This window comes from Paenibacillus xinjiangensis, assembly GCF_059686975.1.
In genome coordinates this window covers 145,479-171,338 of the sequence record NZ_JCAALS010000007.1, presented here as the reverse complement: position 1 = coordinate 171,338, position 25,860 = coordinate 145,479, and the positions used below count along the sequence as shown (strand labels likewise).

The following is a 25,860-nucleotide window of genomic DNA, read 5'->3' as shown; positions in this document are numbered from 1 at the left end:
AAAGCGTACCGATTGCTGCAATTGCCAATTGGCATGAAGCTTCTATTATTGGAGGCTTATGTCTATCTAGGTTGGGCACGAATTCTGAAGCAAATTCCTTTTGCTAAGCTCGCTCCTACCTTAGGAATATCTATGAATGAAACGACGTATGAGTTAGATCCCTCTCAGGTAAGAACACTTAAGCAGGTATCACGAGTTATTCATACGATGAGCAAATATACATTTTGGGAGAGTCAATGTCTAGTGAAGGCAATTGCCGGCATGAGGATGCTTAGTAGAAGGGGAATTGAATGCACCATGTATTTGGGGACAGCAAAGGATGAACACGGCTCTTTTATTGCCCATGCTTGGCTTCGCAGTGGGCCAATGATCCTTACTGGTGCAGAAGGTAGAGAGAAATTCGCAGTCGTCGCGATTTTCGGTAAACAGGCAACAGCTAGGCAGCAATTGAAAAGGGTGAGCTTATGAAATATATTGTTAATTATTTGAGTAAGCTGCATCGGTATGCGGGATTGAAACTGTACGTTACCATAATCGGGATGATCTTTATCAGCTTGCTTGACAGTATAAGTCTATTGATGCTGGTACCATTGCTTGGGCTCGTAGGTTTATTTCCACTGAGTTCAATTGATCTTCCATTAATACCACAAGTAGTAGAGCTCATGCAAGGTATTTCTATTAATGTAAGCTTGGCTATTATATTAGGATTATTCATTGTATTAATGATCGGTCAGGCACTGCTGCAACGGTTACAGGTTGTGCAAGGAATGATTATTCTGCAAGGTTTCGTTAGCCATTTACGATTGGAAATTTACCAAACCCTGTTGCAAACTAACTGGAGATTTTTTCTGCGAAAAAGAAAATCGGATATTAATCACTTATTATCTTCTGAGCTCGCTCGAGTCAACCAAGGTACACAATTGTCTTTACGTGTTGTAACGACACTTGTGTTCATGCTCGTACAGATTGGGCTCGCCTTTTGGCTGTCTCCATTGTTGACGGGAATCGTTCTTGTATGCGGATTGTTATTAGTTTTCATATCTCGCAAGTTTCGTAGAGCAGCACGCACAATCGGGAATGAATCAACAAATTTATCACAAAGCTACATTGCAGGCATAATTGATCAATTTAATGGTATAAAAGAAATCAAGAGCAACAGGCTCGAAGTTCCCCATCTCTCATGGCTCCGTTCACTCTCACGTCGTATGGAAGATAATAATGTGGAGTTTGTAAGACTACAATCAACGAGTCAATTATTGTACAAAGCTGCTTCGGCTATTATCATCGGTCTATTTATTTATTTTTCTTATGTTATTCTTGAGGTGAAGCCGGAAGCTCTTATGCTTATCATCCTTGTTTTTTCTCGCTTATGGCCTAAATTTACAATGATGCAGAGCGTCATGGAGCAGCTTATTCAGACAGTACCTGCCTATTTGAATATCACTAATGTTCTTAAAGATTGCGAGAATAATAAAGAATTAACGCTGCAGGAGAAAAGACATATCACTGTACAACCGGCTGTAATCAAAGATTCTATTGAATGCCAGGACATGTATTTCAAATATGATAGTGAAGGCTCTTCTTATGCACTATCGAACATTCAATTACATATTCCAGCAAACAGTATGACTGCTATTGTAGGAAAATCAGGTGCGGGTAAAAGCACTTTAATTGATATATTAACGGGTCTTATCTTACCAGACGAAGGCCAGGTTCTACTGGATGGAGTACCATTAACGAATCAGAACATTTTGTCTCTAAGAGAATCTGTCAGTTATGTTCCCCAAGAGCCATTTCTCTTTAATGGGTCAATTCGTGACAACCTGCTGCTAGTTGCACCTGATGCTGCAGAACAAGAGCTGTGGGAAGCTCTGGAGTTCTCAGCATCAGCTCAATTCGTCCGTAATCTTCCGCAAGGACTTGATACTGTACTTGGAGATCGAGGAGTCAGACTGTCTGGAGGCGAGCGGCAACGCATTGTATTGGCGAGAGCCATTCTTAGGAAGCCGTCCATACTGGTATTAGATGAGGCTACCAGTGCATTGGACAGTGAGAACGAAAGTAAAATACAGGATGCATTAACATCGCTAAAAGGACACTTAACCATAATAATCATTGCCCATAGGCTGTCTACGATTCGTAATGCTGATCAAGTTGTCGTTCTAGAGGACGGGAGAATTATTCAACAGGGCGGGTATCAGCAGCTCTCAAGAGAAACAAGAGGTACGTTCAAGAAGCTACTGGAGTTCCAGGCAGGAGTCACTTCATGAAATAAGCGCTCACTTCCATTGGAGGTGAGCGCTTATTTTATGTTGAGAGAAGTTTAATGTTAGGTAATACACTAATTTCCCCTAACTAAGACATTGTGACTACTCCCATAGTCATGCTATAATTGATACATATTGTAACATAGTGCTTAGGGAGGCTGTTCCATGTCGGACTTATTTTATTTCCTAAAGAGACTCCATCTTACAGCAGGCTTTCGCTTGTACGTTAACTTTATTTCTATGCTGTGTATTAGTTTTATCGAAGTAATAAGCATTTATCTCCTTATTCCTCTTCTGGGCGTTATTGGTGTTTTAGATTTTACTATGGATAACATTCCTGTCGTATCTGGTCTGCTGGAGAGGCTCGATAAGTCGTCGCTCCAATTAAATTTACCAATCGTTCTTCTTATCTATCTGATGCTTATTATTGGGCAAGCATTACTGCAGAGAACTCAAGCTATCATGAGCACGAAGCTTCAGCAGGGCTACATTCAGGATTTAAGAAAAGAAACCTACAGAGCTTTAATGCAATCACAATGGTCATTCTTCCTCGGCAAAAGAAAATCAGACTTCAACGAAATATTATCCACGCAATTAAACAAAGTAAGCCAGGGTGTTGGTCTCCTTATTGGACTAAGCACAACCCTCGTATTCACAGTGATTCAGATTGTATTCGCCTTATGGCTTTCCGTCGAGATGACGGTTATTATTCTATTTACTGGATTATTTCTTATGCTATTCTCCCGCCGCTATATGAATAAGTCACGCGAGCTAGGGGCAACAGCTAATGAGTTGTCTCAGAGTTTTTTTGCTGGATTAACAGACCATTTCAATGGAATGAAAGATATTAAGAGCAATCGGCTTGAGCATTCCCATATTCAATGGTTCTACAATTTATGTACGAAGATGGAGACAAACTATATTCAATTCGTTCGTGTGAACAGCTATTCCCAGCTTTTATACAAGACGGTATCTGCCGTATTGGTTGTTTTCTTCATATATATAGCAATAGGCTGGTTGAAGGTAAGTCCGGAGCAGCTGATTCTGATCGTTCTTATTTTTTCAAGATTATGGCCGAGGTTCATGGGAATTCAATCAAGCTTGGAGCAGTTCATGACGAGTTATCCTTCTTTCAAAATCGTATATGACCTGCAACGGGAATGTGCTGCTAATGAAGATCACTCGATTAGTAGAGAAATTCCTCTCCGTTCTTCAGATCCTATGAAGCTTGGCCTAGAGTGCCGGGATGTATATTATCGTTATGACCGTACTCAATCTTCGTATGCGCTTACAAATATAAATCTTGAGATCCCTTCGAATAAGATGACAGCTATTGTAGGCAAATCGGGTGCAGGAAAGAGTACGCTTCTGGATATCTTAATGGGGTTGATAGAACCAGACAGGGGAGAGGTCTTGATCGATAATAAGCCGCTAAGTAGTGAAGAAATTACTGCTCTAAGATCCTCTATCGGGTATGTCGCTCAGGACCCCTTCCTATTCAATGGGACCTTACGGGATAATCTGAGAATGGTAGATCCTCATGCGACAGAGGAACAGCTATGGGAAGCACTGAGGTTCTCAGCATCAGATGATTTCGTAAGTAAGCTTCCCCAGAAGCTGGATACCATGATTGGGGATAGAGGCATTCGATTATCAGGCGGGGAGAGACAACGAATTGTTCTGGCACGTGCCATTCTGAGGAGGCCATCTCTGCTTGTTCTTGATGAAGCAACCAGCGCTCTGGATAGTGAGAATGAGCACAGGATTAAGGAGGCTTTGGATAGATTAAAGGGTACAATGACGATTATTGTAATTGCGCATAGACTGTCTACTATCCGTAATGCAGATCAGGTAATCGTGTTAGACAAGGGTGAAATCGTGCAGCAAGGAGGGTATTATCAACTTTCACAGGAAACACGCGGAACGTTCCGCAAGCTTCTTTTATATCAAACTGAGTTTCAAGTTCAATAGTAATTAAATCGCCCCTAGAATGCCGATAGGCCATTCTAGGGGCGATTGTTTTCAATAAGTACAATTCAGACTAGGAATCAGTTGGATCGCCACCACCACCGGGCCAACCGCCACCGCCGCCACCACCGCCGGGCCAACCGCCGCCGCCGCCACCGCCGGGCCAACCGCCGCCACCACCACCGCCGGGCCAACCGCCGCCGCCACCACCGCCGGGCCAACCGCCACCACCACCGCCGCCGCCACCGCCGCGTGCCATCGTCATTTTAACATCAAGGATTTCCAAAGAAAGATTTTGCCATTCTTTTTTCTTGTTAGACATTTGTCTTTCCTCCTTTTTTTGTGAAGCGCTTTCACATATCATAATAAAAGCGCTTCCAATTTGAACGAAACCACTCATTGTTACATATTGTATAGCAATTGTGTTTCAATAAGTAGTACTAGACTTCATCATTTTATTAGTGTAATCGGGATTTCTATTAATTAATGAAGTCTTTTGTACTACTTATTGATAGTAGTATAGCACCAATGATACAGTTTGTAACCATCTATTTTAGGTTTTTATTCACATTTTTTTCTTGCATTTTTTTTGGGGGTTGAGGCCTTAATTACACGGCGAGATCAGTATTTTTAATTCCAATAACTTATGTTTTTTATTGACGACACAACACCCCATATGGTAAATTCTTCTTAATCTTATATCGGCAAATACGGAAGCACCGTAGAAGGTCGCAGGTAACTGCGCCTTTTACGGTGCTTTTTTTGCGTTTGCCGGTGATGAAGGAGGGACTTTCTTTCATGCGGTATCAATTGATTGTTGCCGTGAAGGAGCAGGAATACATTAGAAGACTAGCAGAATATGTGCGGGATAGTCCATTTGGCAAACAGTGGCAATTGACTGCCTTTACGAATCCAGAGGCATTCGTTCATTTTCTGAAGGGTGGCTATCGAGCTGATCTTATTGCTGCGCAGCCAAGTATGCTGGAGGCAGCAGGAGACGCGATTTCTAATGTGCCGATTGTAGCTCTCGTAACTGGAAGGGGGCAAGCTTCTGAGTATCAGGAGCTGCTGCAATTTCAGCCCTTGCCGGAGCTGCTGCAGAGCTTTGCCTCTCTACATGCAGCATCAGGCAGCAGCACTACTCACACAATAGGTGAGAAAGCAATGCGGATCATTACAGTTTGTTCGGCCTCAGGTGGAGTAGGCAAAACAACGCTTGCCCTGCAATTGGTGAACACAGCTGCGAACAATGGATTACGTGTATTTTATCTTAATCTGGAGCGTTGGAATACGATGTCTGCAGGGCTGGGCAAGGAGACAGCTGCTGGATCAGAGGAAGGCTTCTCACAGTTGTTGTATATGGTGAAATCTCAGCCTGATAAGGTTGGGGGCTGGCTGGTACAGCATCGTCAGCGTCATTCAGCTTTGAAAGGTGATTTCTTACTTCCTTGCTCGAATGTGGATGATCGGCTGACTCTTAGTGCTATAGATGCAGATGCTGTCGTTCAGGCCATAGCCGCAACTGGTCAATATGATTGTTTAATTGTTGATTTGGATGATGGTCTGAGTGAACTGGAGCTGGTTATGCTCGAACGCAGTGATCAAGTGATATGGATGATGACGAATGATGTGACTGTGCAGCAAAAGCTGGAATGCGTTCATCAGTACGGGAGCAGCATATGGGAGGAACGCTTCAAGACTGCCTCAAAGCGCTTCAGGTATGTCATAAATCGTCATCGAGCCGATGCACCAATCGTGAAGCATTATAGAACGATATCTGATTATTTGCCCGCCGTTGATGTTATTCATCAGACAGGTGCCTCAGCTATGTTGGCTTCACCCTTATATAAAGCGGCTGTGGAGAAGCTGTTCCAGCAGTTAATTAAGGAGGGGGGAGTCGGGCAGCTTGTTAACCGATAGTATTGCGCTCGAACTTCGTGATCGCATCCGCTCTCAAATGGATTTCAGCGGCTCAGTATCTGATGAGCAGCTAATGAATATGGTGGAGCAGACGGTATTCGCTTGGTGCACTAGTCACCCGCTAACTGCAACGGATAAGGTAAAGCTCGTAAGGCGATTATTTCATTCCTTTCGGGGCCTCGACATTCTGCAGCCGCTGATGGATGATCCGTCTGTTACGGAAATTATGATAAATCATCATGAGGAGGTTTTTATAGAGCGACAGGGACAGATGTATCTGCTTCCTACGGCATTCGAGAGCAGGGAACGGCTGGAGGACTTAATTCAAGCAGTAGTCGCAAGCGTGAATAGGGTCGTAAATGAATCGTCTCCGATTGTTGATGCTAGGTTGAAGGATGGCTCTCGTGTCCATGTTGTCCTTCCTCCTGTGGCACTTCGCGGACCTTCGATGACAATAAGGAAGTTTCCTGAACGACCGATGTCCATGGAGGAGCTGGTGGCGATTGGTTCATTATCAGCTGAAGCGGCAAAATTTCTGAAGCTGCTGACGGCGGCGCAATACAACATTTTTATAAGCGGTGGAACAGGAACAGGCAAAACAACGTTCCTTAACGCATTATCGCAATACATTCCGCAGGATGAGCGGATCGTTACAATTGAGGATTCGGCTGAGCTTCAGATTAGAAGCGTGCCTAATCTGGTTTCCCTAGAAACGCGCAATGCGAATACAGAAGGAAAAGGGGAGATCTCAGTTAGGGAGCTTATTCGCGCTTCTCTGCGCATGAGGCCAAATCGAATTATTGTCGGAGAAGTACGAGGCGGCGAGTCACTGGATATGCTGCAGGCTATGAACACTGGACATGAGGGTTCCATGTCTACCGGCCATAGTAATGGTGCAAAGGATATGATGGCACGGCTGGAGACGATGGTGCTGAGCGCTGCAGAGATGCCTGTACCTGTTATTCGCCAGCAGATTGCATCGGCACTGGATATTGTCATCCATTTGTCTCGTTTCCGTGATCGATCTCGTCGGGTTACAGAAATTTGTGAGGTGACTGGAGTGGAGGAAGGTGAGATTCAGATTCGGCCATTATTCCGTTTCGTAGAGCAGGGTGAAGCGGATGGGAAGGTTATTGGTTCCTTACAGCGGACCGAATATTCTCTTCGAAGCAGAGATAAGCTGCGAATGGCCGGTGTATCTGAGGAGGAGGGGATAGATGCTTGAAGCTTGCTAACCGGTTGACGCGAGGGAATAGCAGATCAGTAGGACAAGGCACTAGGGGTCGACTAGCAGCGCTATTGGCATGGTGTGGTCTTGAGCTCGATGGACAAGCTTATACCGGTCTGAAGCCAGCTTCACTTCAAGACTATAACGTGTATCGCTTAACAGCGAAGCAATTCTGCATCTCTGCATGTGTTGGTTATGGTATGGCATTCACTGCATTCTACCTCATCTATCATTCGGTGGCGCTGTCTCTATTGCTGGGATTAGTCGGAATAATCGCTCCGAGAATCTATCGAGAATCTCTACTCATCAGTCGCAAAGAGCGTCTTAAGCTGCAATTCAAAGAGGCGTTATATTCACTCACTTCCTCCCTTGCCGCAGGACGATCAGTAGAGAATGCTTTCGTCGCAACACTTGATGATCTGAAGCTGCTGTATCCTGACCCAAGGACAGAACTGTTAATCGAATTTCAGATCATCAAATATCGATTGGATAATGCTGAGCCGCTCGAATATGCGCTGCGGCTGCTGGCAGGTCGAGCGCATATTGATGATATGACCCAGTTCGTCGACGTGTTCTCTGCCTGTAAGAGATCTGGTGGAGATCTAGTAGAGGTCATGAAACGAACTTCACAGACGATAGGAGAGAAGCTCGAGGTACAGCAGGAGATTATGGTCATGATCGCGCAAAAAAAATTCGAAGCACGCATTATGATGGCCGTCCCATTCGTCTTTTTAGGCTTTCTGAGTATAACCGCCCCCGATTATATGGCTCCACTATACGGAGGAGCAGGTTATGCTCTTCTGACGATTGGATTAGCCATTCTTGGCCTCTGCTTCTGGTTCATCCATCGAATTATGAGCATCCGTGTATAGCACAATTGAAGGGAGGAGAGAGGATGGCCCTGCTACCAATGTTACTGATCGTTGGTTGGCTGCTGCTCGTAGGGAAACAAACACTTTGGGCCATCAGTTATGGCTTATTGAAGAAAAAGAAGCAGGCATTAGATTGGAGAACGATGCTGCTTATGGAGCCATTCGCTAGCGTGATTGAGAAAATCGGTGTGTATGAGCATCTGCAGCTCCCTATTAGCAGCTTTCATGTGAAGCTGGTTATTCTTCGGGGGACGGACTGGCAGTTAGGTCAGACGAAGCAGCAGCTTGCATCCGCAGTTGGTAATGGTTATGCGGCATTAACAGGCTGCACCTTGCTAGCTTCGTTAGCTCAAGAGCGAGCCTTGCTGGCAATGGGGATAGTACTTGGTGTAATTATGTCCATACGCCCATTCATGGAAGCTGGAAGGCTGGTGGCAAGGCGCAAGCAGACAATTATTCTAGAGCTCCCAGAAATATTGAGCAAGCTGATGCTGCTAGTTGGGGCAGGAGAGACGGTGCTTCAAGCACTGGCACGCTGCCTTGAGGGAAAAGATACAGCAGGGCATCCCCTGTACAAAGAATGGGCCAGAGTCGTTCAAGCTACGCGTAACGGCGAGTCCTTCAGCACTGCGGTAGAACGTTTCAATCGAAGCTGTGCGGTACAGGAGGTTTCCATATTTACGACGGTGCTGCTGCTGAATTACCGAAGAGGCGGTGAGCATTTTGTTCTCGCGTTAAGAGAGCTGTCTTACACGCTATGGGACAAGCGTAAGGCGGTTGCAAGGACTCGCGGTGAGGAGGCATCCTCCAAGCTGGTTTTTCCGTTAGTCGGTATTTTGCTTGTGTTGATGGTATTCGTAGCAGCTCCTGCCATGCTGCTCATGTCTTAGCTGTTGGTGTACACATTCTAGTAAATGGAGAGAGGAAGCTGATTGATAATGAGGAAATTAGGCAAAGCTATGAGGTCGTTTTGGCGGTCGGAGAGTGGACTTGGCACACTAGAGGTTATTCTAATTATTGCTGTAGTGATTATTATCGCGCTGCTGTTCAAAGACTGGATTATTGAGCTTATTGAACGCTTAATGGGCAAAGCCGATGATCAAGCGGACCAAATATTCTCGTAGCTTGCGGCTGAAGCTGCATCAGTGGATCAGTCAGGAACGAGGAAGCTTTACGCTGGAATCAACACTCGTTTTTCCGATTTTGTTTCTACTGATTCTGCTGTTTATTCTGTTCGGTATGTATATCTATCAGAAGGTAGTGCTCTATTATTCAGCATCTATTACAGCGGAGCGGACTTCCTTCAGCTGGGATAACAGCTATCGCAATTCTCGTAGTGGAATGCTGATTGAAGGACAGCATGATGGCCTTTATTGGCGACTTGGAGAGGACCATATATTGCAATCTCTGTTTGGTGTTCATAACAAGGAGGACCTTATTCAACTGCAATTGCCAGCAGAAGAGAACAGTACTTCTACAGAATCTGAGCTTGCTTATCGTAAAATGGCAGCTGCCTCTGAATGGATGGGGAGTGCGGGGCTAACCTACCAGGGGGATGTTAGCTACTCTCCTGAACTATTGAAGCGAAGGATTACAGTTAAGCTCAAGCAGCCTGTGTCATTCGTGCCACTCGAGAGGATGCTAGGAAGGACAGAACCGAAGTCAGTGGCCTCTGCAACGATTGTTGACCCGGTTGAATTTATTCGAAGTGTGGACATGGTCCGCTATTATACAATGAAATTTGCTAAGTCGAGCGGTGGAATAGGAAATTCTCAAGCAGGCAGCGCTCTTGCGCCATATCACGGCAAATGAAGGGGAGAAGCAGGGAATGAGGGAGAGCAAGCTGCGAAGCGTGACAATGCTTAGAATAATTCAACGCGATGATGGGGCAGTGACGATCTTCTCGGTCGTAGTGCTCTCTGCTCTGCTTCTTTTTGTATCTGTATTAATTGATTACGCGAGAATTGCCGCTTTGCACAAAATGGCGGAGGATGCTGCCAGAGCCGGAGCGCGGTCAGTTCTCTCCGCCTACGATAGCATGCTCTATGAGAGGTATGGGTTATTCGGCCGGGGAGGAACAGAGGGCAATTCGATATATACGAAGGTAGCACAAGCGAATCTGGAGCAGGAACGATCTTTTTATGGCAATAGCCTGCGGATGGTGAACGCACAGATGGAGTCCGCACATGTGAATAACGCCGAGGTGCTCGGGAGCCATTCGGTTTTTGTGAGGCAAGTTCTAGAAGAAATGAAATATAAAGCTCCTGTGGATTTTACATTAGAGCTGGCATCTAAGTTCGCACCATTGTCAGCCACGATGAAAGAAGCATCCGTAACGGTTAATCTGCTGGAGAGCCTAAGAAAGCTCTATGATCGAAGAGAAGCAAGATTAATTGCCGTTCTAGAGCTTCAGCAGCAGGCGGCGAATTCACTTGGCAATAGTGGGCTTCCTAGTCTGCTTCCAGCCCAATCTATGGAGCTGGCAGCGGCAGGCAGCACGGCTATACATCTAGCAGGAGAGTACAAGCAGTACACCGCGTGGGCAATCCATGATCAGTCTACAACAGGACAAACCCCTCCCAAATATAAGAAAGAGAGAGAGGCATATGAACGTAAAGCTAGAGATTTGATAAATGAGCTGACCAAGAAGAGCCAAGCGGTTTTGGATGACCATGAGAAGCTGCATGGAAAAGCTATTCAAGAGCTTAAGGGAGCTGAGCAGCTTAATGAAGATATGAAACGAATTGCAGAAGAGGCAAGGACTGCTCCTGTCGACAATAGCTATGACCGAGTAGCAGGCTCGACTGTGACTGGCTCGGCTGAGTATCGGTTGGCAGGCGGTAATCCGGCGAATGAACTGCAGGAAATCCAGCAGCTATCAGATGAACTCGTATTGCCAGACAGCTGGTTCACAGAATATGAAGAAGAGCTTGCGAATCAGAGCAGCTCGTATGCATCCTTTCATATGGAGGCAGGGGGCTTCTCCTCCAATATGACGGCCAGCTTGGCAGCTCCGCAATCCTTCAATGAAACGCTCATGGAAGGTGTCGTTAACATGCGAATGGCGTATGAACAATATGAGAGAGACTATATTAGTCCGGATTCCATATTGAAGCAGCGAGAACGGAGTCTGACGAATAATGAGATTAGGAAGCAGCGTCAGGCACAGGAAGCGAAGGCAGATTCACTCTGGAAGCAAGCACGAGGCATCCTGCATGGGTTGACATCCGTCCCGCAGTCCGAAGAGCATCTGAGCGTAGTTCGGCAGGTTGAGGAAAGGTATAACCATAACCTCCTATTTAACCAAGCTACCCCATCGGCAGGAGAATCATCATTGAAAGGTGAGACACCCTCCGATGCATATGAAGAAGCAGAAGCTGCCTCCTCCTTGATGGGCGGACTGTTCGGAGGGCTTGCAGATATGCTTGAGCAAGCGAGAGATTCCGTCTATATGGGAGAGTATGTCCTGCAACGGTATTCCGTGTTCGCTCCGCAAAATCTGCGGGCTATGGTTCAGAATGGCGATACGAACGAGCTCACTCATTCGTTAGCCTTCAATAATCAGGAGGCTGAGTATATTATTTATGGATTTCATAGCTCGACAGCTAACCTTGCTGCGGCCTATGGGGAGCTGATTGGCATACGTATGGCTATTCGGACAATGGAGGGATTAGCGGCGTGCAGAGCTTCCGGACATCCGCTTCTTATCTTATCTTGTTCAGTCGTATATGGTCTTGAGAAAACGATAGAAGACATGCTTGCATTCACAGAAAGGGGAGCAGCACCACTGTCCAAATATGTGCAGGTTGACGTGTCCTATACGGATTATTTGCGATTATTCATGCTTGTACATGGAGGCTCAGACAATCCGGTGAGCTTGGCGAGAATGATTGCCGTCATCGAACTGAATGGTGGGGTTACTCTATCTAAGATACCGACTGCTGTAACAGGAGAGATTCAAGCTGCTGCAGATTTATGGTTCCTGCCAGGTGTGATGCAGCTTGTGGGCCACTTCGGGTTATTGCAGGGAAAGGTTGTCGACGGACGATATGAAACGACGCAAACGATGGGTTGGTCTTATTAACAAGCGTCGAAGCAATGAGCAGGGAAGTATTGTTCTGGAAGCATCACTCGTTATGCCGCTGCTTCTTATTGTCCTTCTTCTGTTTATTGTCATGATTCGCATGTGCGCAGTCCAGATGGCGCTGCAGGCAACAGCATCGCAGACAGCTAGACAGATCGCTGCACATATTCATCCTGTGGAGCTGGCTATGCAGCAGATGTCCTCAGCGATCCCATCTTTCGAGCCGATAAACATACCGATGTCAGAATGGAGCGAGGTAGCTGCACAAGCAGCAGAATGGCTGCCAGATCCAGTGGGGGCTGTTGCCGAAGCAGCGCTGCGGGGAGATTGGCAGCCTCTCGTTGATGCAGCGTCAACAGAGCTAGGCAGAACTGCTGTTGAGCCGCTGCTGCAGCAATATGCGGATGAAGCAATCCTTGAGAAGGAGAGAATCAAGCTTTCCAGTCTGTCATTGCCTGATTTGAAGGATAAAGAAGAGCCTTATATAACAATTGAGGCAGAGTATGAATTTCCAATGCGACTGCCGTTTATCAATAAGAAGCTTATACTGCGTGAACGGGCATCCGAGAGAGTATGGGTAAGTGATGCAATTCTCGCAAGGGATGATAGCGGGAATACGGAGTCGATCCCTATACAGATCGTCTCAATTGAACCGACTCCGCTAAGGCCAGGCCGCAAGGCGACGGTAACTGCCCTAACCGCTCCTGGAACGTCCGCAGCTCTTGAGGTTGTATATAAAAGCGGTCACAGCCAAGCGAAGAACTTGGGACAAGCTGCGGCTGATAACAACGGCTATGTGCAGTGGACATGGCTCGTATCAGGCAATACGACACCAGGCATTTGGGAGCTGACAGCTGCGTCAGCCTCAGGAGAGCAGGTATCGATGCATTTTACTGTAGAGAAGAAGGAGGCCGCACCGTGAATGCACCTGTTGCTGCTGCGTTTATAATAGTAGCTGTTGCTTTATATACAGACATGAAATTCCTGAAAATTCCTAATTGGCTAACCGTTCCTTTCTTCGCTGGAGGATGCCTTTATCATATGATAACAGGCGGATGGGCAGGTATTGGATATGCTGCTTGCGGCGCAGCAGCAGGCTTCATTCCTCTATTCATGCTTCATATAGCCAAAGGCGTTGGTGCGGGTGATGTGAAGCTGTTCGCAGCGCTTGGAGCTTGGGTAGGGACGCTCGCGATCTTGTATTTGATGATGTATGCCATTCTTTATGCTGGGCTGATTGGTATCGTATTACTGTTAATCAATCGACCATTTGCAAGGCGGATGGCTATGGGGATTATGTCGTTGTTCATCCAGAGCCAAGCACAGACAAGGAAAGAATGGCCAGTATGGGTCGCTGCCGGAAAGACTTTCCCATTCATGCTGGCGGTTGCACCTGGTGCTGTGACGGTATGGGTATTTCTATAGAATATAAGAAAAGGAGGCAAGCCATTATGTTCACGATGGATTTCTCTATGAGTCGAGGTCATGAGTTGATGATTAGTCGAGAGCAGGGAATTCGTAGAGATGAGTTAGATGAAATAGAGCTGCAGATGCTGCAATCCAGTCGCATCCCTCAGATGCTCCCGATTGAATGGTTCGAGCTTGATGGCGTCATTACCTTCCGGTATGCCTTGTCAGGCAGGAAGATGCTTTCGCATAAGCTGCAGATGCAGCAAGTGACAATGGAGCAATTCTATACCATGCTGCTAAGTATTGTTGAAGTACTGAATGAATGCAGACATTACATGCTGCGTCCGGAGGGCTGCTTGCTAGATGACCAGTATCTGTTCGTAGGCGAGCAGATAAGTGATATAGCTGTCGCTTATGTTCCATTGAAGGATATTGATTTAGGCAGCAGTGTACCAGGGATTGGCAGCTTGATGCCGCTAGTTGTTAGGTGGACAGCTTATATAGACATGATTGATGGGGAAGGGCTGCAACGAATTCTACAGCATTTGAGTGGAAGCGGGAGGCCGCTTGCGGAGCTCAGAACAACGCTGCTGGAGCTGATCGGCAGGGAAATTACATCACCTCTGTCGGGGAAGCAACAGCAAGCTGTTCAGGAATATGTACGATCAGAGCCAGCGACTGGGCAAGAAATAGACGACAGACAGAATTGGAGTGAGGAGCTCCCTCCTTATGAGTTTGAAATAGAGGAAGAGCACTCTGCTCCAGAGTCTCGTACAAGAAAATGGGTGCTTAGTGCAGCTATTCTGATTGCAGTAGCTTGCGCATGGAGATTCTTGTATATGCCGAATATGGCTAAGGGTGGATTCCTGATGAGTGCTGGCTTATCTGTCACGGGATTAGTCGGTCTTGCTGTTCTGTGGCTGAAGGGGCAGAGGGAGTCGAATTTCGAGCAGGAGCCTGATGATTTCATTCCGATCTCCCTCCCATTAGGAGAACGATCAGGAGGTGTTGGGAAATTCTCAGCAGCAGTGAGTATGCCCGTTCCTAGCACTGGACCCTATTATGGAGAAGCTGCTTCAATACCGTCAGCATATCCCTTTTCAACACTGCCTAAGACGCAATCGGGCACACCTGAGCCTACTGTTTTTTTAGGCAAAGAAGACCGGGAGCAGTCTATTGATCGTTCAAGCACGGCTTGGCTGCAGAGAGAGTGGAGAGGGGAACATACGAAGCTGCTCCTGACAGAAAAGAAATATACGATTGGTAGAACAGGTGAGAATGTAAGCTATGAGGATGCGGCAGAAGGTATATCTCGTCTACACCTGGAGGTAGAGCTGCTAACAGGGGAGAGCTATCAGGTTAAGGATATCGGATCTCGTAATGGGAGTCTATTGAATGGACAGACGATGATTCCGTACAAGGCTTACAAGCTGGAGCTGGAGGATACCATTCAGCTGGCCGGTACGAGCGGACCGAAATACGTATTGAAGCGGTAGAGTTGGATAGGTCTTGCTAGGAGTGAATAAGGTATACTCGTCCATATGACTGTTTCCTTTGTCCAATCGGCCTTCAACAGAAATAAGGCCCTACGAGGGCCTTATTTCCTTATTAGCACTATAATATCGATCACTTAAGACCCTCTCAGTCTCTTAAATTCCGTTATTCTCTCTTGTTTTCTCACCCAATCGGCCTTCAACAAAGAAATAAGGCCCTCCAAGGGCCTTATTTCCTTGTTACCGCCATAATTCCGATCACTTAAGACCTTCTGAGGGTCTTAAGCGATCGACGTTATCATGGAGTGGAATTGTTCTGAAATACCGAAAAAAAGCTCAAAAGCTGAATTTGAAATTGTGCTATCCATATAATTGTCAGACTTAACGCTAACCGATTGCCTTTAAGCCTTACCGGCAATCTCTTGCAGTGCACTGTCAATATCCGGATAACGGAATGTAAAGCCATGCTCTAGGGCCTTATTCGGTAAAGCCCGTTGACCGTCAAGCAGCAGTGTCGACATCTCGCCTACGACAGCTTTCATGAGGAATGCTGGCAGTGGGAACCAATGGGGTCTATGTATGGCTTGTCCAAGGGAACGTCCAAACGTATCATTCGTTACTGGATCTGGGGCGGAAGCGTTAATAGCCCCTCGAATCTCACGGTTGTCCAAGGAGAACAATATAAGACGAACAATATCCTCTAGATGAATCCAGGAGAGCCACTGCTGACCGCTGCCGATTCTGCCGCCACCGAACAGTCGATGAGGAAGAGACATTAAGGGGAAAGCGCCGCCTTGTTTATTAAGAACAACACCGACACGCAGCTTCACGAGTCGCTCTACCTTAATAGCATCAGCGGCTTTCTCCCATTGCTTCACGACTTCGGATAAGAAATCGGTAACCGCAGTTGGACTAGACTCATCGAACGTTTCTGTTAATGAGCTGCCATAAGCAGAAATACCGGAAGCGTTAATAACGACTTCCGGTTTGTGATCTAGCTCTTGAACGGTTCGAGCAATGCGTGCTGCTGCAGTAAGTCTGGAGTCAAGAATACGTTTCTTCGCTTCAGCAGTCCATCGTTGGTTGATGGACTCTCCCGCTAGATTGATAATAGCATGAACACCTGCCAGCTTAGCTGGGTTCTGTGCAAGCTCGGTCCAGGTCACATAATGCAATCCTTTGGCAGATTCTGAGCCTTGACGTCTGCCTGCTCTGGATATGACGATGACCTCATCCTTCCGGTTCAGTAGGGCCTTTACTAAAGCTTTACCGACAAAGCCGGTTCCTCCTGTTACAGCAACCCGCATTCCCTCACGCATCCTTTATTTATCGAATTTGATCGATTTGGGTCAGCCAGAATTGAGTGATCTTCTCGCCCCCGCCTTCAACTATCTTTTCCGTATATTCGAATTTCACATCTGCATCGGATTCAAGGTTGTTCAGTGTGTCTGTGAACTCGTCTGTAATCTGGAACACCTGCGGGCCATTATCGGTTTCTATTTCAATAGAATGAGAATCTATTTGACCTGTGTATATGCCTGTCCCAGTCTTAACAGCAGCACTATCGCTGTCGCCGCTTCCGCTACCGTTGCTAGGGTCAGCAGTTGCATCCGGCTCAGCAGTCCCAGGCTCCGTTACCCCATTATTATTATTGCTATCCTCTGGCGCAGTCGTTGACTCCGGTGCTGGTGTTTCTACGACATTGCCTGGGGCAGCGGTTTCTTGATTGTTGTTATTCGGTGTGTTGGCATTGTTGCTTCCGCACGCTGAGGCTGTCAGCATAATTGCGAGAAGCACCGCTCCAGTTACCATTCGTGTGCTGTTCTTTTTACTCTTAGTTGTTTTCATTACAACCACCTCCTGCCAATATTAACGAAAGCAAGCTGTTTAAGGTTTCATTTCTTTTGCCAAGCTGATGGAGAGTGGAGCTGCTGCATTCTAATTACACTACCTAGAGCTTAAATAAACAGCCATCGGGCTATCGGCCTATTTATTAAGCAAATGGCGATAGGGGCTGTAATCGATTCCTTGACGATCAAGGAACGAGACGAGACTCCGGTAATCGCGTTTCGGTGTGGCGCGTATGTATCCTTCTATGCAATGCGCCCGAGTCACCTCAGATGCTCCGTTATCAATAGCTACTTGTCCGATTCTTGCCGCGATAGAATGCTTGGCAATGTCACGAAAAGGGCCAGGCACAGGTGCGACAATCTCATCCAAAAAAGCTTTGGATTCGTTGGTCCACATGCTGCGGCTGCGTTCAACCCAATAGTTCTGCCAATCAAGCTTGGACTTCCCATCACGCTTAGGAAGCACTTTGAGAAACTTGCGGAACATGAAGAATCCGCCGATTGCCATAAATCCGACCATTACGATTCCCCAGAATACGATGAAATACATGAACCAATCAGGAGCTGATTTCATATTGGATAGTCACCTCAGCATGAATTATACCGTATTCCTAGATTTATTTCGACATTCCTTGTAAAATAAGGTTTGATCAACCGAAAGGGGCGTTTAAAAGATGTTGAAAATCGGTTCCCATGTTTCTTTTTCGGACAAAGGGCTGCTGACTGCAGCAAAGGAAGCTGTATCATATGGTTCGAGCTCATTCATGATTTATACCGGGGCACCGCAGAATACCCGGAGAAAGCCAATCGAATCTTTATATATTGAAGAAGGCAAGGCAGCTATGGCAAGTGCAGGGATCGGCGAGATCGTCGTCCACGCGCCTTACATCGTTAATCTGGGCTCTTACAAGGATTCTACGTTCGAGCTTGCTGTGAATTTTCTGCAGGAAGAAATTCGTCGTACACACCATATTGGTGTGAAGAACATTGTTCTTCATCCTGGTGCGTATACGGACAAGGATGCCGAGTATGGCATTGCAAGAATTGCTGAGGGCCTGAATGAAGTGCTCGAAGGCACCAAAGAAACCGATGTGAACATTGCACTGGAGACGATGGCAGGCAAAGGCACAGAGATAGGCCGCAGCTTCGAGGAGCTTGCCTCAATTATTGATAAGGTACAGAGCAATCACCGTCTGACCGTATGTATGGATACTTGTCACATGCACGATGCGGGCTATGATCTAGTTGACGATCTGGATGGCGTTCTGCAGCAATTCGACCAAATCGTTGGATTGGACCGCGTAGCGGTTGTACACGTCAATGACAGTAAAAATCCGCGTGGAGCCTCCAAAGACCGCCATACACCAGTTGGATCTGGCTGGCTCGGACATGAAGCGATCCAAGCGATTGTTCATCATGAGGCGCTCGCTGGTCGTCCATTTATTCTAGAGACACCTTGGATTGGCAAGGAAGACAAAACGCAGCGTCCGATGTATGAGACGGAGATTGCACTTCTTCGCGGTGATGTGTCGGGGCGCTTCGGCGAATCCTTCCTTGACCATGTTGAACGTCTGCATCATTTCTTCGGCAAGCAAGAAATCGACCAGCGTACTTTCGTACTAGGGACTTGGGAAATTCTTAAGAGTGATGCCAAAGCCAAAAAAGCCGATCCACGCGAGCCGATGGAGCGTCTGTACGATCTAGTCGCTGCAAGCGATGCACTGCCAGCCGAACTGACAGAGGAACAAATCAACCAACGGATTACGGCTTGGTTTGCTGGCAAACAGCTGCTTGTTAATGCGTAACAAATGAAATTTCGAACACACTATTATAGGAAGGAAGTTTGACTTACATGTCTTCTTCATCGAACAACAACCCGTCCGCTTCAACAAGCGGACGAGCACGCATGCTTATCTCTTGCCCCGATAGATCGGGAATCGTAGCGGCCGTCTCGCATTTCTTGTACGAGCATGGCGCTAATATCGTTCAATCCGATCAGTACACCATGGACCCGGAGGGCGGAATGTTCTTCATCCGTTTCGAATTCGATCTATCCGATTTGGATAAGGAGCTGCCAGTGCTTGTCGAGGATTTTGCCCGAGTGGCTGATCGCTTTGATATGAAATGGCATACGTTCCGTGCAAGTCGCAAGAAGCGTCTTGCGATCTTCGTATCCAAAGAGGACCATTGCCTGATGGAGCTACTATGGCAGTGGAAAGCAGGGGATTTGGATGCTGATATATCTATGGTTATTAGCAACCATCCGGATATGAAGGAAATGGTAGAATCCTTCGGCATTCCTTATCATCATATTCCGGTTACTCCAGATACCAAGGCAGAGGCAGAACGCAAGCAGATTGAGATTGTGTCCGATAACGCGGATATTATCGTGCTTGCACGTTACATGCAGATTATCTCACCTAAGTTCATCGAGCAATTCCCTAACCGTATTATTAACATTCATCATTCCTTCCTGCCTGCATTTGTTGGAGGAAAGCCTTACGCTCAGGCCTATACCCGCGGCGTGAAAATTATCGGCGCTACTGCTCACTATGTAACGGAGGAGCTTGATGGCGGCCCGATTATTGAACAGGACGTACAGCGCGTGAGTCACCGTGATAATGTAGATGAGCTCAAAAGAATTGGCCGAACGATTGAGCGCGTCGTGCTTGCACGTGCAGTGAAATGGCATATCGAAGACCGTGTTATCGTGCATCATAACAAAACGGTTGTATTTAATTAAAGCCGCTACGATGCCCGCAAACATTTTTTAAAAGATGGCAAACCGCTTTTTGGAGTGGTACAATATTCAAAGCCATTGCGCTTATTCATTGCGCTATATAAAGAAATAGAGAGAAAAACACGCAAGAAACACGAATGGATATCTAGGAGGAAGAATGTAATGACAGTTACTCAGAAATCGATTGACCAGCTTTCCATTGACACAATTCGTACACTAGCGATCGACTCGATCGACAAAGCCAACTCAGGTCACCCTGGTATGCCAATGGGCGCAGCACCAATGGGCTACCAGCTGTTCGCTAAAAACATGAACCACAACCCATCAAACCCAACTTGGATCAACCGTGATCGGTTCGTACTATCTGCAGGCCACGGCTCCATGCTGCTATACAGCTTACTTCACCTGTCGGGTTATGATCTTCCGCTTGATGAGCTGAAAAACTTCCGTCAATGGGGCTCCCTGACACCAGGTCACCCAGAGGTTGGACATACTGCTGGTGTTGATGCGACTACGGGTCCACTTGGACAAGGTGTTGCAATGGCAGTAGGTATGGCTATGGCAGAAGCGCAGCTTGCTGCTACTTATAACAAGGAAGGCTTCAACGTTGTTGATCACTTCACATATTCCATCTGTGGCGATGGCGACTTGATGGAAGGTATTTCTCATGAAGCAGCTTCATTTGCAGGTCATTTGCAGCTTGGCAAATTGGTTGTTCTCTATGATTCAAACGATATCTCTCTTGATGGTGAGCTTAGCTTGTCATTCTCCGAGAGCGTACAGAAGCGTTTCGAAGGCTACGGCTGGCAAGTCCTTCGAGTAGAAGACGGCAATGATCTGGAAGCTTTGTCCAAAGCGGTTGCAGAAGCGCAAGCTGAGACTGGCAAACCGACATTGATCGAAGTGAAGACGGTTATCGGCTACGGCAGCCCGAACAAAGGCGGTATCGGCGGCCACGGCGGTACACACGGTTCACCGCTTGGTGCTGAAGAAACGAAGCTGACGAAGAAATTCTACGGCTGGTCTGAAGATCATCAATTCCACGTGCCGGACGAAGTTCGTGCACACTTCGCAGAAGTGAAGAAGAACGGCGAGCAAGCCAATGAGAAGTGGAATGCCCTGTTCGCAGCTTACAAAGAAGCAAATCCAGAACTAGCAGCACAGTTCGAGCTTGCGATCTCTGGTGGACTTCCAGAAGGCTGGGATTCCGACCTTCCTGCATATACAACAGAAGACAAGCCTGTATCTACTCGCGTAGCTTCGGGTAACGCACTAAATGGTCTTGCGAAGAACGTTCCTCACCTAGTGGGCGGTTCCGCTGACCTAGAGAGCTCGACAATGACGCATCTGAAAGGCTTGACTCAATTTAAGCCTGGCAGCTATGATGGCCGCAACATTTACTTCGGCGTTCGTGAATTCGCGATGGCTGCTGCGATGAACGGTATCAGCTTGCACAGCGGTCTGAAAGTATTCGGCGGTACGTTCTTCGTATTTACGGATTACCTGCGTCCGGCTGTACGTCTTGCTGCTATTATGAAACAACCGGTTGTTTACGTATTGACGCATGACAGTATCGCTGTTGGTGAAGATGGTCCTACGCATGAGCCGATCGAGCAATTAGCTTCACTTCGTATCATCCCTGACCTGACTGTTATCCGTCCTGCAGATGCGAACGAAACCTCTGCAGCATGGGCATACGCGGTTGAGAATCAGAGCAACCCTGTAGCACTCGTATTGACTCGTCAGAACCTGCCAGTTCTTGAAGGTGCTGTCTCGGCTTCACGTGAAGGCATTCGTCGCGGTGCATATGTTGTATCCGATGCTGCTAACGGCAAGCCGCAAGCGCAAATCATTGCAACAGGTTCAGAAGTGCAATTGGCAGTCGCTGCTCAGAAAGCACTTGCTGAAGAGGGCATTCAAGTTCGTGTCATCAGCATGCCGAGCTGGGATCTGTTCGAGAAGCAGGATCAAGCTTACAGAGAATCGGTTATTCTTCCAGAAGTTAAAGCTCGCGTAGCGGTTGAGATGGCTCATCCATTCGGCTGGGAACGTTATGTAGGCGACAAAGGTGCGATTATTGGTATCGACCGTTTCGGCGCATCTGCACCTGGCGACCGTGTGATCAAAGAGTACGGCTTCACCGTTGAGAACGTAGTTAGCAAAGTAAAAGCAGTCCTGTAGATTACTTTAGAGGAGCCTAGATAACCATGTCACAATTCGAAAATGTAACAATCGTCAAGGAAGCTAATGTGTACTTTGACGGCAAAGTAACGAGCCGCGCTGTTCTGTTCGCAGACGGTACGAAAAAAACGCTGGGCATTATGCTTCCTGGCGACTATGAGTTCGGCACGGATTGCGTGGAAATTATGGAGATCCTTGCTGGCGACCTGAAGGTGCTGCTCCCAGGCGAGTCCGAGTGGGTACACATCCAAGGCAAAGGCGAGTTCACGGTTCCTGCTAACACGAAGTTCAAGCTGCAAGTAGCGACAGTGTCAGACTACTGCTGCTCTTATATCTACGAGTAAGCCTCGTAAGATAACGAGAGAATCCCGTTCCACTTCTTAGTGGAGCGGGATTTTTTTGTGAAGAATGTGCCTCATCTAATGGTTATGTTGGGCATAAGTATGACTCGCCTCTGTGCAAAATTCGGTTTTTCGTGACAAGTAAGACCGAAATCGAATTGTTTTGCGGCGCTGATTCCTATAAAGTTTAGATATAACTTGTACGACGACTGTAGGAGGATAAAATGAAACAAAGAAATTACACCCCGTTGGTTGCGATTCTAACGATTGTGTTGGTTGGGATTATCACGGTCCTGTTCTTCCTGCCGGCTTATGATGGGGAGATAGGCTTCGATGTGACAATACTGCCACTGCTCAATGCGATATTTAACTGCTTCACCTTCATAGCTCTTGCCATAGCATTGATCGCTATTATGAAAAAGAATGTGAAGATGCATCGCCGATTCATCGCTGCTGCGTTCACATCCACAACGCTGTTCCTCGTTTCTTATGTCACTTATCACTATTTGACAGAATCGACCAAGTACGGCGGAGAAGGCGCGCTAAGAGGCATCTATTTCTTCGTGCTGCTGACGCACATTGTTCTCGCAATCGTTGTTGTACCGCTTGCGCTTATCTCAGTCGTTCGCGGCCTGTCTAACCAGATCGACAAGCACCGCAAGATTGCAAGATGGACAATGCCAATCTGGCTCTATGTCAGCTTCACAGGCGTTGTTGTATATCTCATGATCTCACCTTACTATTAAGAGTCCAAAAAGGCCTATCCTCAGTTGTATAGAGGACAGGCCTTTTCCATTTATTCAGCGGGTTATCCTGACCTCGGACAACAAGCTCTAAGGCTGTTTTTCGTCTTAATGGCTGCTTAGAATCTGCGATCCGCACACTTAAGGTAGTTTTCCGGCTTATCGAGGCATAATCAGACGGGAACCGGTCCTTTGAGCGACAAGGCACATTATTAGAGGGGCGGGAGTTAAAGACCACTGCTGCGCAGCTCCCACCAACAGGCTCTATCTCGTTTCTTCGCGGTTCCCGCTCAGCTTGCGGCCGATCCAGAGCTCGTACGCCTGTGCTACACTGCACATATCCAAATCTCCAAGCCCCATGGAGTCGCCGATCTGGAATTGGCTCTTAGCAGCTTCAAGCAGCGGAGTCGGCACATGAAGGCCGTCTGACATCACTGATGACAACCGCAGGTCCTTCAGCATGAGCGCTAGGGAAAATTGTACATCATAATTGCTATCAAGCAGCTTCTGACCCTTGAGATCGGCTGCCTTACTAGCTGCGCCCCCTGATTGTACGAGCTCAAGGAATGCACGGCCATCAATGCCGCCGCTTGCAGCAATGGCCATACCTTCTGCCAAGGCTACGACATTAATGCCTACGATGGTATTATGGGCGAGCTTAGCCGTTGAGCCACTTCCGTTCGCCCCCATAGGTATCACTTTGCGCCCCATAGCCAGCAGTACGTCTTCAACGCCTTGCAGGGTGTCAGAAGAACCGCCTACCATGAACACGAGTGTACCATCTATTGCAGCGGGCTTGCTGCCTGTTACCGGCGCATCTAGGAATGCTGCGCCATGCTGCAGTGCAGTATCGGCAAGCTCCCGTGCGAGCGCAGGCGAGATTGTGCTGCTGTCGATCAGAGTCGTACCTGCACGTACAGCACTGAAGATGCCGTTATCTCCGAAGTATACCTCACGGATCGCATCGTCATTGCTGATCATCGTAATGACAATATCTGATTCACGCACAGCCTCTAGAGGAGAAGACACTTCCCGTGCTCCCAATTCAAGCAGTTCTCTTGCTTTGCCTGGGGTACGGTTATAGACGGTAACTTGATGTCCCCTTCGCAGCAAGTTGGCTGCCATTCCGATTCCCATTACACCGAGTCCAATAAATCCAATGTTTTTCATTCTCTTTCCTCCTGTGCATTGAATTGTGGATGAAGAAGCGGGAACAAGCTTCGTTGTATCATCAACCAATCAAGGCTTTTCTTTTCATTATAATGTTTCTTTATTCATTTTTCATCGTTTGTTAACTTGTTTTTACTAGGTAAATCCGATATCCTAAAACCTAAGCCAATGATCAATAAGCACGGTTACCCGGGTAAGGAATTACCTTTCATGAAAAACAAGTTTAGGGAGGCTTTATCAATAATGAGTAAAACAGTACAATTCGATTACAGTAAAGCACTAGGTTTTCTCGGTCAGAACGAAATCGACAACCTGACAGAGCAAGTGCGTCTCGCGCACGACCAACTACATAATGGCACAGGAACAGGTTCAGACTATCTGGGATGGATTGACCTTCCTCATAACTATGATAAAGAAGAGTTCGCTCGTATTCAAAAGGCAGCGGACAAAATCAAATCCGACTCCGAGGTTCTTATCGTAATCGGTATCGGCGGCTCCTATCTAGGAGCACGTGCAGCCGTAGAGATGCTCTCTAACTCCTTCTATAACCTGCAGACAAAGGAACAGCGCAAAACGCCGCAAATTTTGTTCGCAGGCAATAATATAAGCTCCACTTACGTTACACATTTGCTTCAATTGATCGAAGGCCGCGAGTGGTCGATCAATGTGATTTCCAAATCCGGTACGACTACCGAGCCTGCCATCGCATTCCGTATTTTCCGTGAAGCGCTTGAGCGCCAATATGGCAAGGAAGAAGCGCGCAAGCGTATCTATGCGACAACGGACAAAGAAAGAGGCGCACTGAAAGAGCTGGCTACTGAAGAAGGCTATGAGTCCTTCATTATCCCTGATGATGTTGGTGGACGCTATTCCGTACTGACAGCAGTAGGCTTGCTTCCAATTGCAGCAGCAGGCATCGACATTGAAGCTATCATGCAAGGTGCGGCAGATGCTGCCAAGGAATACAGCAATCCTAACCTGGCGGAGAACGAAGCTTACCAATATGCAGCGGCTCGTAACGCGCTGTACCGCAAAGGTAAAACAACGGAAATTCTCGTTAACTACGAGCCATCCCTTCATTTTGTATCTGAGTGGTGGAAGCAGCTCTTCGGCGAGAGCGAAGGAAAAGACTACAAAGGTATCTATCCAGCGTCGGTAGACTTCTCTACAGACCTGCATTCCATGGGACAATTCATTCAAGAGGGCAACCGGAACATTTTTGAGACGGTTATCCAAGTGAATGAGGTTACTGAGCATATTACAATCGAGCATGATGCTGCTGATCTGGATGGCTTGAACTTCCTGACTGGCAAAACAATGGACTTTGTGAACAAGAAAGCATTCGAAGGAACGCTGCTTGCTCATACTGACGGTCAAGTTCCTAACTTTATTGTGAACATTGCAGACTTCAATCCGTATACCTTCGGCTACCTCGTGTATTTCTTCGAGAAAGCTTGTGGTATCAGCGGCTACCTGCTAGGCGTGAATCCGTTCGATCAGCCAGGCGTGGAAGCATACAAACGCAACATGTTCGCATTGCTCGGCAAGCCGGGCTATGAGAAAGAAAAAGCCGAGCTCGAAGCGCGCCTGTAG

Annotated in this window: 24 protein-coding genes; 19 read left to right on the top strand and 5 right to left on the bottom strand. The window is 47.1% G+C overall.

The features are described 5' to 3' along the window. The first annotated feature begins 33 nt into the window (after positions 1–33). From AC6ESP_RS09550 to AC6ESP_RS09540, 3 genes are all read left to right on the top strand, one after another. Positions 34–468: a lasso peptide biosynthesis B2 protein gene (locus AC6ESP_RS09550; RefSeq protein WP_497096526.1), complete on the top strand. Its 435-nt coding sequence runs from the start codon at positions 34–36 to the stop codon at positions 466–468. Next, positions 465–2,270 carry an ABC transporter ATP-binding protein gene (locus AC6ESP_RS09545; RefSeq protein ID WP_497096480.1) on the top strand — a complete coding sequence of 602 codons (1,806 nt, stop codon included), beginning with the start codon at positions 465–467 and terminating at the stop codon, positions 2,268–2,270. The genes AC6ESP_RS09550 and AC6ESP_RS09545 overlap by 4 nt, the downstream gene beginning before the upstream one ends. A 162-nt stretch (positions 2,271–2,432) precedes the next feature. Continuing rightward, positions 2,433–4,238 (top strand): ABC transporter ATP-binding protein, encoded by a 1,806-nt coding sequence (locus AC6ESP_RS09540; protein WP_497096479.1) that lies wholly within the window; start codon positions 2,433–2,435, stop codon positions 4,236–4,238. A gap of 70 nt (positions 4,239–4,308) precedes the next feature. Here AC6ESP_RS09540 and AC6ESP_RS09535 read toward each other — a convergent pair whose 3' ends face one another. Beyond that, positions 4,309–4,635 (bottom strand): paeninodin family lasso peptide, encoded by a 327-nt coding sequence (locus tag AC6ESP_RS09535; protein WP_497096478.1) that lies wholly within the window; start codon positions 4,633–4,635, stop codon positions 4,309–4,311. A gap of 398 nt (positions 4,636–5,033) precedes the next feature. Here AC6ESP_RS09535 and AC6ESP_RS09530 point away from each other — a divergent pair, with 398 nt between their 5' ends. From AC6ESP_RS09530 to AC6ESP_RS09485, 10 genes are all read left to right on the top strand, one after another. Further along, the gene (locus AC6ESP_RS09530; RefSeq protein ID WP_497096477.1) at positions 5,034–6,155 is read left to right on the top strand and encodes a nucleotide-binding protein; all 1,122 of its coding nucleotides are present in this window, start codon (positions 5,034–5,036) and stop codon (positions 6,153–6,155) included. Positions 6,156–6,192: 37 nt separating this feature from the next. Then, entirely contained in the window at positions 6,193–7,380 is a 1,188-nt protein-coding gene (locus tag AC6ESP_RS09525; protein WP_497096525.1) for a TadA family conjugal transfer-associated ATPase, read from the top strand. Further along, entirely contained in the window at positions 7,377–8,255 is an 879-nt protein-coding gene (locus AC6ESP_RS09520; RefSeq protein WP_497096476.1) for a type II secretion system F family protein, read from the top strand. The genes AC6ESP_RS09525 and AC6ESP_RS09520 overlap by 4 nt, the downstream gene beginning before the upstream one ends. A gap of 23 nt (positions 8,256–8,278) precedes the next feature. After that, the gene (locus AC6ESP_RS09515; RefSeq protein ID WP_497096475.1) at positions 8,279–9,145 is read left to right on the top strand and encodes a type II secretion system F family protein; all 867 of its coding nucleotides are present in this window, start codon (positions 8,279–8,281) and stop codon (positions 9,143–9,145) included. Between the two features lie 69 nt (positions 9,146–9,214). Continuing rightward, the gene (locus tag AC6ESP_RS09510; RefSeq protein ID WP_497096474.1) at positions 9,215–9,379 is read left to right on the top strand and encodes a Flp1 family type IVb pilin; all 165 of its coding nucleotides are present in this window, start codon (positions 9,215–9,217) and stop codon (positions 9,377–9,379) included. Between the two features lies 1 nt (position 9,380). Next, entirely contained in the window at positions 9,381–10,067 is a 687-nt protein-coding gene (locus AC6ESP_RS09505) for a TadE/TadG family type IV pilus assembly protein (protein ID WP_497096473.1), read from the top strand. Then, positions 10,045–12,339, top strand: a complete 2,295-nt coding sequence (locus AC6ESP_RS09500; RefSeq protein ID WP_497096472.1) for a TadE/TadG family type IV pilus assembly protein — start codon at positions 10,045–10,047, stop codon at positions 12,337–12,339. Before AC6ESP_RS09505 ends, AC6ESP_RS09500 begins: the two co-directional genes overlap by 23 nt. After that, positions 12,305–13,261: a hypothetical protein gene (locus AC6ESP_RS09495; protein ID WP_497096471.1), complete on the top strand. Its 957-nt coding sequence runs from the start codon at positions 12,305–12,307 to the stop codon at positions 13,259–13,261. Before AC6ESP_RS09500 ends, AC6ESP_RS09495 begins: the two co-directional genes overlap by 35 nt. Then, positions 13,258–13,764: an A24 family peptidase gene (locus AC6ESP_RS09490; protein WP_497096470.1), complete on the top strand. Its 507-nt coding sequence runs from the start codon at positions 13,258–13,260 to the stop codon at positions 13,762–13,764. The genes AC6ESP_RS09495 and AC6ESP_RS09490 overlap by 4 nt, the downstream gene beginning before the upstream one ends. 26 nt (positions 13,765–13,790) lie before the next feature. Further along, entirely contained in the window at positions 13,791–15,245 is a 1,455-nt protein-coding gene (locus AC6ESP_RS09485; RefSeq protein WP_497096469.1) for a DUF6382 domain-containing protein, read from the top strand. Positions 15,246–15,643: 398 nt separating this feature from the next. Here AC6ESP_RS09485 and AC6ESP_RS09480 read toward each other — a convergent pair whose 3' ends face one another. From AC6ESP_RS09480 to AC6ESP_RS09470, 3 genes are all read right to left on the bottom strand, one after another. Then, positions 15,644–16,549 (bottom strand): TIGR01777 family oxidoreductase, encoded by a 906-nt coding sequence (locus AC6ESP_RS09480; protein WP_497096468.1) that lies wholly within the window; start codon positions 16,547–16,549, stop codon positions 15,644–15,646. Between the two features lie 19 nt (positions 16,550–16,568). Then, on the bottom strand, positions 16,569–17,090 hold the full coding sequence (locus AC6ESP_RS09475; RefSeq protein WP_497096467.1) for a LytA/YqiH family protein: 522 nt from the start codon (positions 17,088–17,090) through the stop codon (positions 16,569–16,571). A 138-nt stretch (positions 17,091–17,228) separates the two neighbouring features. Further along, positions 17,229–17,666 (bottom strand): DUF2621 domain-containing protein, encoded by a 438-nt coding sequence (locus tag AC6ESP_RS09470; protein WP_497096466.1) that lies wholly within the window; start codon positions 17,664–17,666, stop codon positions 17,229–17,231. A gap of 100 nt (positions 17,667–17,766) precedes the next feature. Between AC6ESP_RS09470 and AC6ESP_RS09465 the strand changes: the two genes are divergently transcribed. The 5 genes from AC6ESP_RS09465 to AC6ESP_RS09445 all read left to right on the top strand — a co-directional run bounded on the left by AC6ESP_RS09465 (position 17,767) and on the right by AC6ESP_RS09445 (position 23,100). After that, the gene (locus AC6ESP_RS09465) at positions 17,767–18,897 is read left to right on the top strand and encodes a deoxyribonuclease IV (RefSeq protein ID WP_497096465.1); all 1,131 of its coding nucleotides are present in this window, start codon (positions 17,767–17,769) and stop codon (positions 18,895–18,897) included. Positions 18,898–18,944: 47 nt separating this feature from the next. Further along, positions 18,945–19,835 (top strand): formyltetrahydrofolate deformylase, encoded by an 891-nt coding sequence (gene purU / locus AC6ESP_RS09460; RefSeq protein ID WP_497096464.1) that lies wholly within the window; start codon positions 18,945–18,947, stop codon positions 19,833–19,835. A 159-nt stretch (positions 19,836–19,994) separates the two neighbouring features. After that, entirely contained in the window at positions 19,995–22,013 is a 2,019-nt protein-coding gene (gene tkt / locus AC6ESP_RS09455; protein WP_497096463.1) for a transketolase, read from the top strand. 26 nt (positions 22,014–22,039) lie between these two features. After that, the gene (ppnP, locus tag AC6ESP_RS09450) at positions 22,040–22,357 is read left to right on the top strand and encodes a pyrimidine/purine nucleoside phosphorylase (protein WP_497096462.1); all 318 of its coding nucleotides are present in this window, start codon (positions 22,040–22,042) and stop codon (positions 22,355–22,357) included. A 221-nt stretch (positions 22,358–22,578) separates the two neighbouring features. Then, positions 22,579–23,100, top strand: coding sequence for a DUF420 domain-containing protein (locus tag AC6ESP_RS09445; RefSeq protein ID WP_497096461.1), 522 nt, complete (start codon positions 22,579–22,581; stop codon positions 23,098–23,100). Between the two features lie 261 nt (positions 23,101–23,361). Here the strand turns inward: AC6ESP_RS09445 and AC6ESP_RS09440 are convergent, their stop codons facing one another. Next, complete coding sequence (locus AC6ESP_RS09440; RefSeq protein WP_497096460.1) at positions 23,362–24,267, bottom strand: NAD(P)-dependent oxidoreductase; 906 nt, start codon at positions 24,265–24,267, stop codon at positions 23,362–23,364. Between the two features lie 243 nt (positions 24,268–24,510). On the opposite strand from AC6ESP_RS09440, the gene AC6ESP_RS09435 reads away from it, so the two are divergent. Beyond that, positions 24,511–25,860 (top strand): glucose-6-phosphate isomerase, encoded by a 1,350-nt coding sequence (locus tag AC6ESP_RS09435; protein ID WP_497096459.1) that lies wholly within the window; start codon positions 24,511–24,513, stop codon positions 25,858–25,860.

Bases quoted from the DNA above. Each gene is read 5' to 3' on its own strand.
- AC6ESP_RS09550 (WP_497096526.1), top strand. From the start codon at position 34: ATGAAGCTTCTATTATTGGAGGCTTATGTCTATCTAGGTTGGGCACGA.
- AC6ESP_RS09545 (WP_497096480.1), top strand. From the start codon at position 465: ATGAAATATATTGTTAATTATTTGAGTAAGCTGCATCGGTATGCGGGA.
- AC6ESP_RS09540 (WP_497096479.1), top strand. From the start codon at position 2,433: ATGTCGGACTTATTTTATTTCCTAAAGAGACTCCATCTTACAGCAGGC.
- AC6ESP_RS09535 (WP_497096478.1), bottom strand. From the start codon at position 4,635: ATGAGTGGTTTCGTTCAAATTGGAAGCGCTTTTATTATGATATGTGAA.
- AC6ESP_RS09530 (WP_497096477.1), top strand. From the start codon at position 5,034: ATGCGGTATCAATTGATTGTTGCCGTGAAGGAGCAGGAATACATTAGA.
- AC6ESP_RS09525 (WP_497096525.1), top strand. From the start codon at position 6,193: ATGGATTTCAGCGGCTCAGTATCTGATGAGCAGCTAATGAATATGGTG.
- AC6ESP_RS09515 (WP_497096475.1), top strand. From the start codon at position 8,279: ATGGCCCTGCTACCAATGTTACTGATCGTTGGTTGGCTGCTGCTCGTA.
- AC6ESP_RS09510 (WP_497096474.1), top strand. From the start codon at position 9,215: ATGAGGTCGTTTTGGCGGTCGGAGAGTGGACTTGGCACACTAGAGGTT.
- AC6ESP_RS09495 (WP_497096471.1), top strand. From the start codon at position 12,305: ATGAAACGACGCAAACGATGGGTTGGTCTTATTAACAAGCGTCGAAGC.
- AC6ESP_RS09485 (WP_497096469.1), top strand. From the start codon at position 13,791: ATGTTCACGATGGATTTCTCTATGAGTCGAGGTCATGAGTTGATGATT.
- AC6ESP_RS09480 (WP_497096468.1), bottom strand. From the start codon at position 16,549: ATGCGGGTTGCTGTAACAGGAGGAACCGGCTTTGTCGGTAAAGCTTTA.
- AC6ESP_RS09475 (WP_497096467.1), bottom strand. From the start codon at position 17,090: ATGAAAACAACTAAGAGTAAAAAGAACAGCACACGAATGGTAACTGGA.
- AC6ESP_RS09470 (WP_497096466.1), bottom strand. From the start codon at position 17,666: ATGAAATCAGCTCCTGATTGGTTCATGTATTTCATCGTATTCTGGGGA.
- AC6ESP_RS09465 (WP_497096465.1), top strand. From the start codon at position 17,767: ATGTTGAAAATCGGTTCCCATGTTTCTTTTTCGGACAAAGGGCTGCTG.
- purU (WP_497096464.1), top strand. From the start codon at position 18,945: ATGTCTTCTTCATCGAACAACAACCCGTCCGCTTCAACAAGCGGACGA.
- tkt (WP_497096463.1), top strand. From the start codon at position 19,995: ATGACAGTTACTCAGAAATCGATTGACCAGCTTTCCATTGACACAATT.
- ppnP (WP_497096462.1), top strand. From the start codon at position 22,040: ATGTCACAATTCGAAAATGTAACAATCGTCAAGGAAGCTAATGTGTAC.
- AC6ESP_RS09445 (WP_497096461.1), top strand. From the start codon at position 22,579: ATGAAACAAAGAAATTACACCCCGTTGGTTGCGATTCTAACGATTGTG.
- AC6ESP_RS09440 (WP_497096460.1), bottom strand. From the start codon at position 24,267: ATGAAAAACATTGGATTTATTGGACTCGGTGTAATGGGAATCGGAATG.
- AC6ESP_RS09435 (WP_497096459.1), top strand. From the start codon at position 24,511: ATGAGTAAAACAGTACAATTCGATTACAGTAAAGCACTAGGTTTTCTC.